Here is a 13860-nt window from a genome sequence, read left to right as displayed (position 1 = left end):
ACGGTGTCCCGGGAGAAGGCTGGCCGCATTTGGCAGCACCCGGCCCGCCCGCATCCCGAAGGGAGACGCGGGTGGAAGGCCGGATGTTCGGCAAAGCGGAGGTGTTCACCGCCGCCGGGGTCTTGCGGCCCCGATGCTCGCGGTGCGGATGCGCCCTTTTGGGGCCTGGTCCGTCCTGTCCCGGTACCTTGTGGATGCACCTTCCGCTCCGGTTAGGCTTGGGGAAGACCCCTTGCCATTCGGGAGGCGGTGGACATCTCTTATCCATACGGTGAGACTTGGATAAAATATTTTACCATACTGTGCAATGGCTGAATCGTTTGCCAAGCGGCCCACTTTGGTAGGGGGGTGCGACGTTGGCAGTCAGCCACTGCTCTGGACGCCTGTTCGATCCATCGGTATTGAAGAGGATCAAGACGTGCAGGGAGAGGCCGCCCACCCAATGCAGGGGACGATCAAACCGGCCAAGCTGGCCGACGCCATTGCCGAGCATCTGGAACGGCTGATCCTGGAGGGCGCTCTGCGTCCGGGGGAAAAGCTGCTGGCCGAACGGGAACTGGCGGTGAAGCTGGACGTGTCGCGCCCGTCGCTGCGCGACGCCATCGCCAAGCTGGAGGAGCGCGGCCTGCTGGTCACCGGGCGCAGCGGCACCCATGTCGCCAGTTTTCTGTCGCAGATCGCCGATCCGTTGATGACGCTGATGCGCAACAAGCCGGATGCGTCCTTCGACTATCTGGAGTTCCGCCGCTCCATCGAGGCGGCGGCGGCGGGCTTGGCCGCCCAGCGGGCGACCGACCTCGACCGCGACGGCATCCGCGCCATCGTCGCCCGGATGCAGGCCGCCCATGGCAAGGACGACAGCTCTGAGGAGGCGGACTCGGACGCCGACCTGCATCTGGCGATCTACGAGGCGGCGCACAACGTCGTCATGCTGCACATCATGCGGACGCTGTCCGACCTGCTGCGCAACGACGTGTTCTACAACCGCGCCGACCTCTATTCCCGGCCGGGGGTGCGCGACCTGCTGCTGCAACAGCATCTCGCCATCGCCGACGCGGTTCTGGCCGGCGACGCGGATGCTGCGAGTGCTGCGGCCGATGGCCATGTCGAATTCACGTTGCAGACCCTGCGCGAAATCCGCGACCACAATGCCCGCGTCCAAGTTTCGTTGCGGCGGATCGGGCGGACCGACCTGATCGATAGCGGGGTATGAAAGGAGCGGCGCCCTCCTGCCGACGCTCTGCGTCAAAAGTCATATGCAGGTAGGCGCAGCCCGACTGGCGGCGGGAATTTGGTCGGGTTACACTGGGGGCCGAGTTTCACTGCGCGGGCAGTCTTGCCCGATCGACACCCCTTCACCGACCATCAGAGTGCCGCCCCGTGTCCTCTCCCAAGAAGCGCCGCATCCTGCTGATCGAGGATACGGTCCCGCTCGCCAAGCTCTATATCGAGTTCCTGCGCGCGGACGCCCATGAGGTCGTGCATTGCACCCGCGGGAGGGAGGCGCTGGACGCCGCGGCGGCATCGCCGCCCGATGCGGTCATCCTGGACCTGAAGCTGCCGGACATGGACGGGCTGGAGGTGCTCCAGGCGCTCCAGGCCCGCGACGCGAGCGTTTCGGTGGTCATCATCACCGCCCATGGCTCCATCGATCTGGCGGTGGAGGCGATGAAGCTCGGTGCCTTCGACTTCATCGTGAAGCCCTTCAACGCCGACCGGTTGAACCTGACCCTGCGCAACGCGCTGGAACGGCGGACGCTGGCGCGCATGGTGGAGGGATACCGCAAGGACCTGGACCGCGGGCGCTTCCATGGCTTCATCGGCAGCTCGCCGGAAATGCAGGCGGTCTACCGCACCATCGAAAGCGTGGCCGCCAGCCGCGCCAACGTCTTCATCACCGGAGAGAGCGGGACCGGCAAGGAGGTCGCGGCCCAGGCCATCCACCGCGCCAGCCCGCGGCGCGACGGCGCCTTCGTGGCGCTGAACTGCGCGGCCATCCCGAAGGATTTGCTCGAATCGGAGATCTTCGGCCATGTGAAGGGCGCCTTCACCGGGGCGGCGGGCGACCGGCCGGGGGCGGCGCTGCTGGCCGACGGCGGCACGCTGTTCCTGGACGAAATCTGCGAGATGCCGTTCGACCTGCAGAGCAAGCTCCTGCGTTTCGTCCAGACCGGCACGGTCAGCCCGGTCGGCAGCGGACGGGAGGAGCGGGTGGACGTGCGCTTCGTCGCCGCCACCAACCGTGATCCGCTGGCCGAGGTTCAGGCCGGCCGTTTCCGGGAGGACCTCTATTACCGCCTGCATGTCATCCCGCTGGCCTTGCCGCCGCTGCGCGACCGCGGCGACGACGTGATCGAGATCGCGCGCTCCTTCCTGATCGATTATGCGCGGGAGGAGGGCAAGGCGCTGTCGGCCTTCGCCCCGGAGGTGGAAGCGCGGCTGCGCGCCCATGACTGGCCCGGCAACGTGCGGCAATTGCAGAATGTCGTCCGCAACGTCGTGGTGCTGAACGACGGGCCGCAGGTCACCGTGGGCATGCTGCCGCCGATGGGCGGTCCGGCGATCGGCAATCCTGACGCCGGCGCCTTCCCGTGCGCCGCCTGCGGTTCGCCGGCCGCCGATGCGGCGGAGGAGGATGCCGCCGTGCAGCCGCTGTGGCGGGTCGAGAAGGACATGATCCAGAAGGCGCTGCGGCTGACCGGCGACGATGTGCCGCGCGCCGCCCTGATGCTGGAGATCAGCCCGTCCACCATCTACCGCAAACTTCAGCAATGGCGCGTCGCCGAGGCCCGCGGCGCCGGGGAGGGTGCCGCTTGAGCGCGGGGGCGGTGCCGGCCGCTCTGCCGCCTGACGAGAGCCGGCGGCGGGCCGTTCTGGACTCCTACTGCATCCTCGACACCGCACCGGAACCGGGCTTCGACAACATCACCCGGCTGGCCCGGCATTTCTTCGGCACGCGCATCGCGCTGGTCTCGCTGATCGACCGCGAGCGCCAGTGGTTCAAGAGCCGGGTCGGGCTGGAGGCGACGGAAACCCACCGCGATCTGGCCTTCTGCGCCCACGCCATCCTGGACGATGGCGTGCTGGTCGTGCAGGACGCGACCAAGGACCCGCGCTTCGCCGGCAATCCGCTGGTCACCGGCGCGCCGAACATCCGCTTCTATGCCGGCGCGCCGCTGGTGGCGGATGGGCAGAAGCTGGGAACGCTCTGCGTCATCGACGACGTGCCCCGTGCCGATTTCGACGAGCGGGAGGCGGAGACGCTGGCCCAACTCGCCCGGCTGGTGGTGGACGAGATGACGCTGCACCGCGAGGTGGCCCGGCGCGAGCGGGCGGAAGCGGAGTTGCGTGACCGCTCGCGCCTGTTGAATCTTGCCGAGGAGATCGGCCAGTTCGGCCATTGGTACATCGATTTCGTCACCGATGCCCGCCGCTGGTCGGACGAGGTCTACCGCATCCTGGGGCTGCCACCGCAGGGTCAAACGCCGACTGTCGAGCTGTCGCGCTCCTGCTACCACCCCGACGACCGGCCGTACCTTGCCGGTCTGGTCGAGCGGGCGCGGACGACCGGCGAGGGCTTCTCGGTCGAGGCGCGGGTCATCCGGCCGGACGGTGCGCTGCGCCATGTCTTCATACGCGGCATGGCCGAATGCGGGGCCGACGGCCGGCCGGTCGGCCTGCTTGGCGTCGTCCAGGACATCACCGATGCCAAGCGGGAAGAGGCGGAACTGCGCTCGAACCGCGAGCTTCTGGACCTGACCGTCCAGGCGACGCGGGACGGCATCTGGGACTGGAACCTGGAAAGCGGCGGGATCTGGTTCTCCCCAACCTGGAAGGAACAGCTCGGCTATGGCGACGGCGAGCTGGAGAACAGCCTGGACATGTGGGCCGGCCTGATCTTCGAGGAGGACCGGATCGCGGCGCTGGAGATGGTCCGCGCCTACAATGCCGGGCTGATCCCGAAATTCGAGGCGGTGCAGCGCTTCCGCCACAAGCAGGGCCACACCGTCTATATCCTCAGCCGCGCCATCCACATCCGCGATGCCGACGGCCGGGTCGTGCGCATGGTCGGCGCCCATACCGACATCACGCGCGACAAGCTGACGGAAGAGGAACTGCGGCTCGCCAAGCAGACGCTGGACGACGCGATCGAGGCGGTGCCGGAGGGGCTGGCCTATTTCGACGCCGACGACCGGCTGATCCTGTGCAACGAGCGCTACCGCGAAGCCCATCCGCTGACGGCGCCGCTGCTGACCGCCGGCCGTCCGTTCGAGGACATCCTGCGCGCCGCCATCGCCAATGGCGAGTTCGCGGGCAACCCGGACGGCCCGAGCGACGAAGCCTGGATCCGGGCCGAGCTGGCCCAGCACCGCAACCCCGGCGCGCCGTTCGAGCGGGAGTTGCCCGACGGCCGCTGGATCGTGGTGGCGGAGAACCGGACCAGCAACGGCTCGCTGGTCTGCACCCGCACCGACATCACCGAACGCAAGCGCTTCGAGGCGGAATTGCAGCGTCAGGCCGCCGACATGTGCGCGCTGGCCGAAGGGCTCGACGCCGCCCGCGAGGAGGCCGATGCGCTCCGCGCCCGCGCCGAGGCGGCGACGCAGGCGAAGTCGGAATTCCTGGCGGCGATGAGCCACGAGATCCGCACGCCGATGAACGGCATCATGGGCATGACGGAGCTGCTGTTCGACACCGCCCTGACCCCCGAGCAGCACCAGTTCGCCCAGGCCATCCGCAGCTCGTCCAACGCGCTGCTGACCATCATCAACGACATCCTCGACATTTCCAAGCTGGAGGCCGGCCGCGTCACCATCGAGACGCTGCCCTTCGACGCCGCCGATCTGGTGGAAGGGGTGGTGGAGCTGCTGACCCCGCGCGCGCACGAGAAGGGGATCGAGATCGGCTTCTACATCGATCCGTTGCTGCGCCGCACGCTGCTGGGCGATCCGACGCGCATCCGGCAGATTCTGGTCAATCTGGTTGGCAACGCGGTCAAATTCACCGACGAGGGGTCTGTCGCGGTGGAGATGGAGGCGCTGGACGCCACCGAGTCCCATTTGGTGCTGCGCATCACCGTGACCGACACCGGCATCGGCATCCCGGCCGAAGCGCTGCCAACCCTGTTCAACAAGTTTCAGCAGGTCGACGGGTCGATCACCCGCAAGTTCGGCGGTACCGGCCTGGGGCTGGCGATCTGCCGCCAGCTGTCGGAACTGATGGGCGGCAGCATCGCGGTGGAGAGCAGCCTGGGCACGGGCAGCCGCTTCCTGGTCGATCTTCCGCTGGCCCTGTCGGACGAGGCGCTGCCACCGGCCGAACGGCCGCTGGCCGGGCGTCGCGCGCTGGTGGTGGACGATCTCGCGGTGAACCGCCGGGTGCTGGCTTCGATGCTCGACAGCTTGGGCGCCATGCCGGCCACGGTGGAAAACGGATCGGACGCGCTGGAGGCTTTGCGGCGCGCGGCGGCCGGCGGCCGGCCCTTCGACGTGGTGCTCGCCGATCAGACGATGCCCGGCATGGGCGGTGACGCGTTGCTGGCGGCGGTCGCCGGCGACCCGGCGCTGGCGGCGACGCGGCGCGTTCTGATCGTCACGCTGTCGCCGGCCGCGCGCACCGACGGCGTGCCCCAGGGGCTGGCCCACGCCACGCTGAACCGGCCGCTGCGCCAGAGTTCGCTGGCCGGCTGCCTGACCGGACTGTTGGCGGCGGCGGCCCCGGCATCCGTTCCCGCCGCTCCGGTCACGGATGCCGGGGCGGAGGAGGCGCCGCGCCGCGGTCGCATCCTGCTGGCGGAGGACAACCGCACCAACCAGCTGTTCGCCACCACCCTGCTGCGCAAGCTGGGCTATACGGTCGAGGTCGCGGAGGATGGGGAACAGGCGGTCGCGGCGGCCTGCCGCGGCGGCCTCGATCTGGTGCTGATGGACGTTCAGATGCCGGGGATGGACGGGCTGGAAGCGGCGCAGGCGATCCGGGCGCGCGGCGGCGCCCTGGCCAGCCTGCCGATCATCGCCCTGACCGCAGATGCCATGCCGGGCACGCGCGAACTTTGCCTGCGCGCGGGCATGAGCGATTATCTGACCAAGCCGATCAGCCGCGCCGGCCTGCTGGCTGCGCTGGATTGCTGGATCGGAGCGTCGGAAGCCCGGGCCGGATCCGCCGGCGTCCCGGCGGATCCGGGTGACGGGAGTGGCGGCGACGAGGGCGGCGAGGCGTTGGACGAGGCGGTGCTGGCCGATCTGGTGGAGACGGTGGGCGCCGACAATCTGGCGCTGATCGTCGACAGCTTCCTCGACGACGTGTCGCGCCGGCTGGAACGGCTGTCGGCGATGGCGGAGTCCGTCCTGGCCGGCACCGCCGACTTGCGGTCACTGGCGGGGGAGGCGCACGACCTGTCCAGCCTCGCCGGCAGTTTCGGCGGGATGACGGTCATGCACCATGCCTGGCGCATGGAAGTCCTCTGCCGCAACGGCGACAGGGATCAGGCGAGCCGACTCCTGCCGGTGCTGCTGCACGAGTCCGCCCGGCTGGAGCGTTCCTTGCGCGAGCGCACCGGGGTGCAGCGGCCGGCGGCCTGATCCTCCTTCGGACCGATGTCAGCCGGTGCCCGGCTGGGTCGAGCCGTCGGCGTCCTCCGCCCGTTCCCGCAGTTCTTTGGACGACAGACCGGCCGGCGTGGCGTCCTGCAACGTGCCGTCGCCCGGCGTCTTGGTCATGTCCTCCCGCGGGGAACGTTCCCCGGCCGGGGTCTGGTCGTGGGTGTCAGCGCCTGATTTCCGCGGCTGGGCCATTCCTTCGGAGGGGGTGCGTGTTTGAGGCGTGTCGGTCATGATGTCCTCTGCTATCTTCTGGAGGAGTCAACGACCAGGAAGGGTGGGGGTTCCGCTCCCGGCCCATCCTTGCGTCAGACCGGGAGAAGACGGCGCGGCGCCGCAAGGGGCGAACGCGCGCGCGATAACAAGCGCGCCGCCCATGCGCGCCGAAGACGGGCCAACCACCAAGGTCCGGCAGCGGAGGCCGCGAGCCGCCGCCCGGCCGGCCAGCAAGGAGTGTGAGAAGGTCATGGAATCGAGCAAGCACACGCCGCACGGCGATGTGAACCAGGTCGGCACCGTCACGCTGACAGATGACGCCACCGGCAAGACCTTGAAGCTGCCGGTGCTCAGCGGGTCGACCGGTCCCAACGTGATCGACATCCGCAAGCTCTACGCCGAGACCGGCTATTTCACCTACGATCCGGGCTTCACCTCCACCGCCGCCTGCGATTCGGCCATCACCTACATCGACGGTGACGAGGGCGTCCTGCTGCACCGCGGCTATGCCATCGCCGATCTGGCCGAGAATTGCGATTTCCTGGAGGTCTGCCACCTGCTGCTGAACGGCGAACTGCCCGACCCGCAGCAGAAGGCCGATTTCGAGCGCACCATCACCTATCACACGATGGTGCACGAACAGCTGGCCAAGTTCTACAGCGGCTTCCGCCGTGACGCCCACCCGATGGCGATCATGTGCGGCGTCGTCGGCGCGCTGTCGGCCTTCTATCACGACTCCACCGACATCTTCGATCCGGTGCAGCGCAAGATCGCCGCGCACCGGCTGATCGCCAAGATGCCGACCATGGCCGCCATGGCCTACAAGTACACGGTCGGCGAACCCTTCATGTATCCGCGCAACGACCTGTCCTTCGCGGAAAACTTCCTCTACATGACCTTCGGCACGCCGTGCGAGGAATGGAAGGTCGATCCGGTCCTGTCCGAGGCGATGGAGAAGATCTTCATCCTGCATGCCGATCACGAGCAGAACGCCTCGACCTCCACCGTCCGCCTCGCCGGCTCGTCCCACGCCAACCCGTTCGCCTGCATCGCCTCGGGCATCGCTGCTCTGTGGGGTCCGGCCCATGGCGGCGCCAACGAAGCCGTGTTGAAGATGCTGGAGGAGATCGGCTCGGTTGATCGCATCCCCGAGTTCGTCCGCCGCGCCAAGGACAAGAACGACAGCTTCCGCCTGATGGGCTTCGGCCACCGGGTCTACAAGAACTACGACCCGCGCGCCAAGATCATGCGCGAGACCTGCTATCAGGTTCTCGACCGCCTTGGCATCCAGGACGAGCCGCATCTGGCCATCGCGATGGAGCTTGAGAAGATCGCCCTGTCGGACGAGTATTTCGTCGAGAAGAAGCTCTATCCGAACGTCGACTTCTATTCCGGCATCATCCTGAAGGCGATGGGCTTCCCGACCAGCATGTTCACCGTGCTGTTCGCCGTGGCCCGCACCGTCGGCTGGATCAGCCAGTGGAAGGAGATGATCGAAGACCCGGCCCAGAAGATCGGCCGCCCGCGTCAGCTCTTCACCGGCTACGCCGCCCGTCCCTTCGTCCCGCTGGACAAGCGTTGATCGGTCGAATTACGGCGTCCCCTCTCCAAAAGGAGAGGGGCGCACCGTGAGCCAGCCTCTCCAACTTGGCCTGTCGGTCGCCATCGTCGCGGTGACCGGCGGGACGCCGCGCGTCGTGACGGTGCGCAGCGGCTTTTCCGTGCCGGAAGACCACCGGCGCGGCGACGAGCCGCTGCCGCATCGCGACGCGCTGCCCGGCGCCCCCTTCGAACCCGATCGTTTCCGCACCCTGCAGGATGGCGTCCGCGCGGTGGCGGAGGGGCTTTCGGGACTGGCGCTGCGCTATGTCGAGCAACTCTATACCTTCGGCGACCGCTATCGCGATCCGCACGAGCTGTTCGGCGGCCCGCGGTCCGTCATTGTCGGCTATCTGGCGCTGGTCCGCGACGGCCCGTTGAGCGGCGACGCCTCGGCCGAATGGCGCGGCCTCTACGACCATTTCCCTTGGGAGGACTGGCGCGACCAGCGCCCGCCGCTGCTGGATGCCGTGATCGCTCCGGCGCTCGGCGGCTGGATCGCCTCGGCGCCCGACGAGGGCACCCGCCTGCGCCGGGCTGAGCGTGCCCAGATGGCCTTCGGTCTGGACGGCGCCGACTGGGACATGGAGCGCGTGCTGGAGCGGTTCGAACTGCTCTACGAGGCCGGGCTGGTGGTGGAGGCCTTCCGCGACCGCGACCTCGCCGCGCGGGTCGACCCGTCGGTGCGGGCCGGCGGACCGATGCCGCGTGCGCTCGGCCGGCCGATGGCGCGCGACGGTCGGCGCATTCTGGCGACCGCGCTGGAGCGGCTGCGCGGCAAGCTGCGCTACCGTCCCATCGTCTTCGAATTGCTGCCGCCCACCTTCACCCTGCATCAACTGCAACTGGTGGTCGAGGCGCTGTCCGGCGAGCGGGTGCACAAGCAGAATTTCCGCCGTCTGATGATCTCCGGCGGCTTTGTCGAGCCCACCGGCCAGTTTGAAAGCCAGACGGGTGGCCGGCCCGCCGAGTTGTACCGCTTCCGCCGCCAGGCCATCCACGAACGCACCAGCGCCGGTGCCATCCCATCCGCGGACGGGTAAGGGTAAAATCCATCGGAAACTTCGACGCGCGGCATTGGGCGCAGTTGTCAACGGGCGGCTGCAAGCCGATACTGGTGGAACGGTTTTAAACCCGGAATGTCCATAGCCGGAAAGTCTCAAGAAGGCCGATGTCGCACCGCATCCTGATCGCCGACGACCACCCGCTGATGCGCACCGCCTTGACCCAGACCATCGGTCAGGCGATCCCCGGCGCCGTGATCCTGGAAGCGTCGCGGTTCGACCACATCAAGCCGCTGCTCGACACCGGGGAACCGCCGGACATCATCCTGCTGGACCTGCACATGCCCGGCATGAGCGGCCTGATCGGCCTGATGATGCTGCGCTCCGAACATCCGGCGATCCCGGTGATCGTGGTGTCCGCATCGGAGGATCCGGTGACGATCCAGCGCTCCATCGACTATGGCGCCTCCGGCTTCGTTCCGAAATCCGCCCCCAACACCCAGATCGTCGAGGCGATCCACGCGGTGCTGGACGGCGAGCTTTGGCTGCCGGAGATCAATGGCGGCCCCGAGACCGACGCCCCCGACCCCGCCCAGCGCGCCGCCACCCTGACCCCGCAGCAGCTCCGCGTCCTCGCCGGCATCGCCGAAGGCAAGCTGAACAAGCAGATCGCCTACGAGATGAATGTCGCCGAGACGACGGTGAAGGCGCACGTCACCACGATCCTGCGCAAACTGGGCGTGCTGACCCGCACCCAGGCCGCGGTGCTGGCGAGCCAGCTTGCACTGTCCTCGGCACCGCCGCCGCCGGTGGAGTGAGGCGAACTCAGCCCTTCACCCTGCCATCCGCTGCCCTTCCGCCAGCAACTGCCCCAACAGCGCCCGCAGCGCACCCGGACGCACCGGCTTGTAGAGCAGCCGGCAGCCCGCCGCCTCGATGTCCTCTCGCACGGCGGCGTCGCGGTCGGCGGTGACGACCGCCGCGGGGATGTCGCTGCCCAGCCGGGCGCGCAACGTCCGCAAGGCCTCCACGCCGGTCAGGCTGCGGTCGAGGTGGTAGTCGGTCAAAATCACGTCGGGAGTCCGCCCCTCCAGCTTCTCCAGGGCAAGCTCGGGGGCGACCGCGGTGACGACGCGGCAGGACCAGCTTGACAGCAGATCCTCGGTGGCGCGGGCGATGGCCGGCTCGTTCTCCAGGCACAGCACCAGGACGCCGCGCAGGTCGCGGCCGCGCGGGCGGACTACCACGGCGCGGGCGGCGACCGGCTCGTCGGTCAGCGGCACCAGAACGGAGAAGGCGCTGCCCCGCCCGACCTTGGAGCGCACCTGCACGGTATGGCCGAGGATGCCGGCCAGACGCTCGACGATGGCGAGGCCGAGGCCCAGCCCCTTGCCGCGGTCGTCGCTGTCATTGTCGAGCTGCCGGAACTCCATGAAGATTTCCGGCACCTTGTGTTCGGGGATGCCCGGCCCGGTGTCCCACACCTCGATCGACAGGAAATTCCCACGCCGGCGGCAGCCCAGCAGGATGCGGCCGGTGCGGGTGTAGCGCACCGCGTTCGCCAGATAGTTTTGCAGGATGCGCCGCAGAAGCGTCGGGTCGCTGCGCACCGTGGCCGAACAGTCGACCACCCGCAGCCCCAGTCCGTGGCGGCTGGCCAGCACCGTGAATTCCTCGCCCAGCGGCTTCAGCAGCTCTTCGATGCGCATCGGAACCGGGTTCGGCTTCACCACGCCGCTGTCGATCTTGGAAACGTCCAGCAGGTCGCCCAGGATCTGCTCCACCGACCGCAGCGAGGCGTCGATCTGGCGGATGGCGCTGTCGCCGTTGCGTTCCGACAAGGCCGACAGGAACAGCCGGGCGGCGTGCAGCGGTTGCAGCAGGTCGTGGCTGGCGGCGGCCAGGAAGCGGGTCTTGCCTCGGTTGGCGCGCTCGGCCTCCGCCTTGGCTTCCGACAGGGCGTGTGTGCGCTCCTCGATGCGGCGTTCCAGCGATTCGTTGGCTTCGCGCAGGGCGGCGGCGGCGCGGTGGCGTTCGGTGACGTCGGTGTAGACGGCGACGAAGCCGCCGCCCCCTGGCTTTGAACTGGGCATCGGGTTGGTGGCGATCTCCAGCACCGTGCCGTCGGGCCGCACGCGCTCATAGACGTCGGGCTTGTTGCGGCGGCGCGGGTCGGAACGGCGCTCCAGAAGGGTCTCGATCTCGCCGTTGCGGCCGTATTCGCCGCGCCGCGCGATCAGCCCGACGATGTCCTGCAGCGAGGTGCCGACCTGGACGAAGCCGTCCGGCAGGTCCAGCAGGACCAGGAACTGGTTGTTCCAGGTGGCGACGCGCCAATCCTCGTCGAACACCGCGATACCCTGGGGGACATTCTCCACGGTGGCGCGCAGAAGCTCGTGCTGCTTCAGAATGGCGCGCGACGCCTCGTCGATGATCGACCGTGCGTCGGTGCGCGACAGCCGGCGGTCCGACAGCAACCCGGCCACCACCACGCGGGCCGACGCCGAACCTACGGCGCCGGCCAGCAACCGCTCGGTCAGCTGGATCGCCTCCCCGTCGGTGCGGGTCAGCAAGGCGGTGCGCAGATCACCGTCCGCCACCCCGGTGAAACGGCGGAAGGCGGCATCGGCGCGCGGCTGCCCGACATAGCGCATGGCGAGGTCGTGCAGGTCGGCCAGCGTGGCGCCGCGCGGCCCGTGCGGCTCGCCGTCGGAGGCGCGGCGCAGGCTCATGAAGCGGGCGGCCTGCTGGCGCTCCAAGGTCGACGGGCGGGTCAGCAGCGATACCACGACGAACAGCAGCAGATTCGGGCCCAGGCTCCACAGGGCGGCGTTGGTCAGCGGGTCGATGCCGGTGATGCCGGCCAGCGCCACCGGGCTGAGACCGGTCAGGCCGAACGGCCCCTCGCGCAGTGCGCTGGAGGCCAGCCATCCGGCATCGGCGAAGGACGGCAGCAGCATGGTGTAGGCCCAGCCCAGGAAGCCCGCGCAGATGCCGGCGAAGGCGCCGCTGCGGCTGGCCCGGCTCCACACCAGTCCGCCCAGCAGGGCGGGGGCGAACTGCGCCACCGCGGTGAAGCTCATCATGCCGATGGTCGCCAGCGGGAAGGCCGGGCCGATCAGCCGGTAGCAGCCATAGGACAACAGCACCAGCACGATCACCGCCGACCGGCGCACCAGCAGCAGGATCCCCGCCGGATCGTCGCGCAGCCGCCGGTCGTCGGGGCGCAGCGCCATCAGCAGCGGAACGGCGATGTCGTTGCAGATCATGGTGCTGAGCGCCACCATCTCCACCAGGATCATGCTGGTGGCGGCCGAGAGCCCGCCGATGAAGGCGGCGAGCGCAAGCCACGGCCAGCCCTGGCTCAAGGGGATGGACACCATGAAGGTGTCGGCGTTGGTGGTGCCGTCGGGGAACAGCATCAGCCCGGCCAGCGCCACCGGCAGGACGAACAGGTTGATGGCGACCAGATAGGCCGGGAACAGCTTCGCCGACGACCGCACGTCGCCGCCATGGGTGTTCTCCACCACCGCGACGTGGAACTGGCGCGGCAGGCAGAGGATCGCCAGTCCCGACAACAGGCAGGCCACCCACCAGTCTGTGCCGATGTTTTCCAGCCGGATCAGTTCCAGAAAGCCCGGATGGCGCACCGCGGCGTCGACGAAGGTCGCCGGGTCGCCGAAGACGGAAAAGGCGATGGCTCCGCCCACGCCCAGCGCCGCCGCCAGCTTCACCACCGATTCGGCGGCAATGGCCATCATCAGCCCGCGGTGATGTTCGTTGGCCGACACGCTGCGCACGCCGAACAGGATGGCGAAGGCCGCCATCAGCAGCGCCGCCATCAGCGCCGTTCCGCCCGGCATCTGGCTGAGGTCGGTCCCCAGCGACGCTCCGGCCAGGATTTCGAAGCTGACGCTGATCGCCTTCAGCTGCAGCGCGATGTAGGGCAGAAGCCCGATGACAGCGGCGATGGTGACCAGCGCCGCCAGGCTGCGGCTCTTGCCGTAGCGGGCCGACAGGAAGTCGGAGATGGAGACGACGTTCTCCGACTTCGCCACCCGGACGATGCGGGCCAGAATCGGCCAGCCCAGCCCGATCATCAGGATCGGCCCGATATAGATCGGCAGGAAATAGAAGCCGCCGGTCGCCGCCCGCCCGACCGCGCCGTAGAAGGTCCAGGAGGTGCAATAGACGCCGAAGCTCAGCGCATAGAGCCAAGGCGTGCGCCGGTCGCTGCCATGGTTGCCGGTGCGGTCGCCGTACCACGCGATGGCGAACAGCGACAACAGGTAGGCCAGCGACGCGGCCAGGATGAACCAGCTTTCCATGGGGCTTTGCGCATCCCGTTCTTGATTTTCACTCCCTGCGGGCGACAGCCTATCACAAGGCGCGCAGGTGCGCCGCGCCCGCATTCGCCACCCACCTTCGGCCACACGCATAAG

Annotated in this window: 7 protein-coding genes; 6 read left to right on the top strand and 1 reads right to left on the bottom strand. The window is 68.6% G+C overall.

Annotation, left to right across the window (positions count from 1 at the left end; all coding sequences use genetic code 11):
- Positions 1-442: 442 nt before the first annotated feature.
- The 6 genes from FZ938_RS21825 to FZ938_RS21795 all read left to right on the top strand — a co-directional run bounded on the left by FZ938_RS21825 (position 443) and on the right by FZ938_RS21795 (position 10236).
- Positions 443-1213, top strand: coding sequence for an FCD domain-containing protein (locus tag FZ938_RS21825; RefSeq protein WP_149200550.1), 771 nt, complete (start codon positions 443-445; stop codon positions 1211-1213).
- A 167-nt stretch (positions 1214-1380) separates the two neighbouring features.
- Positions 1381-2817, top strand: a complete 1437-nt coding sequence (locus FZ938_RS21820; RefSeq protein ID WP_149200549.1) for a sigma-54-dependent transcriptional regulator — start codon at positions 1381-1383, stop codon at positions 2815-2817.
- Positions 2814-6581 (top strand): response regulator, encoded by a 3768-nt coding sequence (locus FZ938_RS21815; protein ID WP_246457973.1) that lies wholly within the window; start codon positions 2814-2816, stop codon positions 6579-6581. Before FZ938_RS21820 ends, FZ938_RS21815 begins: the two co-directional genes overlap by 4 nt.
- A 484-nt stretch (positions 6582-7065) precedes the next feature.
- The gene (gene gltA, locus FZ938_RS21805) at positions 7066-8397 is read left to right on the top strand and encodes a citrate synthase (RefSeq protein ID WP_149200546.1); all 1332 of its coding nucleotides are present in this window, start codon (positions 7066-7068) and stop codon (positions 8395-8397) included.
- Between the two features lie 46 nt (positions 8398-8443).
- Positions 8444-9457, top strand: a complete 1014-nt coding sequence (locus FZ938_RS21800; protein ID WP_149200545.1) for an NUDIX hydrolase — start codon at positions 8444-8446, stop codon at positions 9455-9457.
- A gap of 128 nt (positions 9458-9585) precedes the next feature.
- On the top strand, positions 9586-10236 hold the full coding sequence (locus tag FZ938_RS21795) for a response regulator (RefSeq protein WP_149200544.1): 651 nt from the start codon (positions 9586-9588) through the stop codon (positions 10234-10236).
- 15 nt (positions 10237-10251) lie between these two features.
- On the opposite strand, the gene FZ938_RS21790 is transcribed toward FZ938_RS21795, so the two are convergent.
- Complete coding sequence (locus FZ938_RS21790; protein WP_149200543.1) at positions 10252-13746, bottom strand: hybrid sensor histidine kinase/response regulator; 3495 nt, start codon at positions 13744-13746, stop codon at positions 10252-10254.
- Between the last annotated feature and the right edge of the window lie 114 nt (positions 13747-13860).

The organism is Azospirillum oryzae (genome assembly GCF_008364795.1).
In the GTDB taxonomy this organism is placed as follows: Bacteria; Pseudomonadota; Alphaproteobacteria; order Azospirillales; family Azospirillaceae; genus Azospirillum; species Azospirillum oryzae.
Note: the sequence above shows the minus strand (reverse complement) of the source record. Positions and strands in the feature narration are given on the sequence as shown.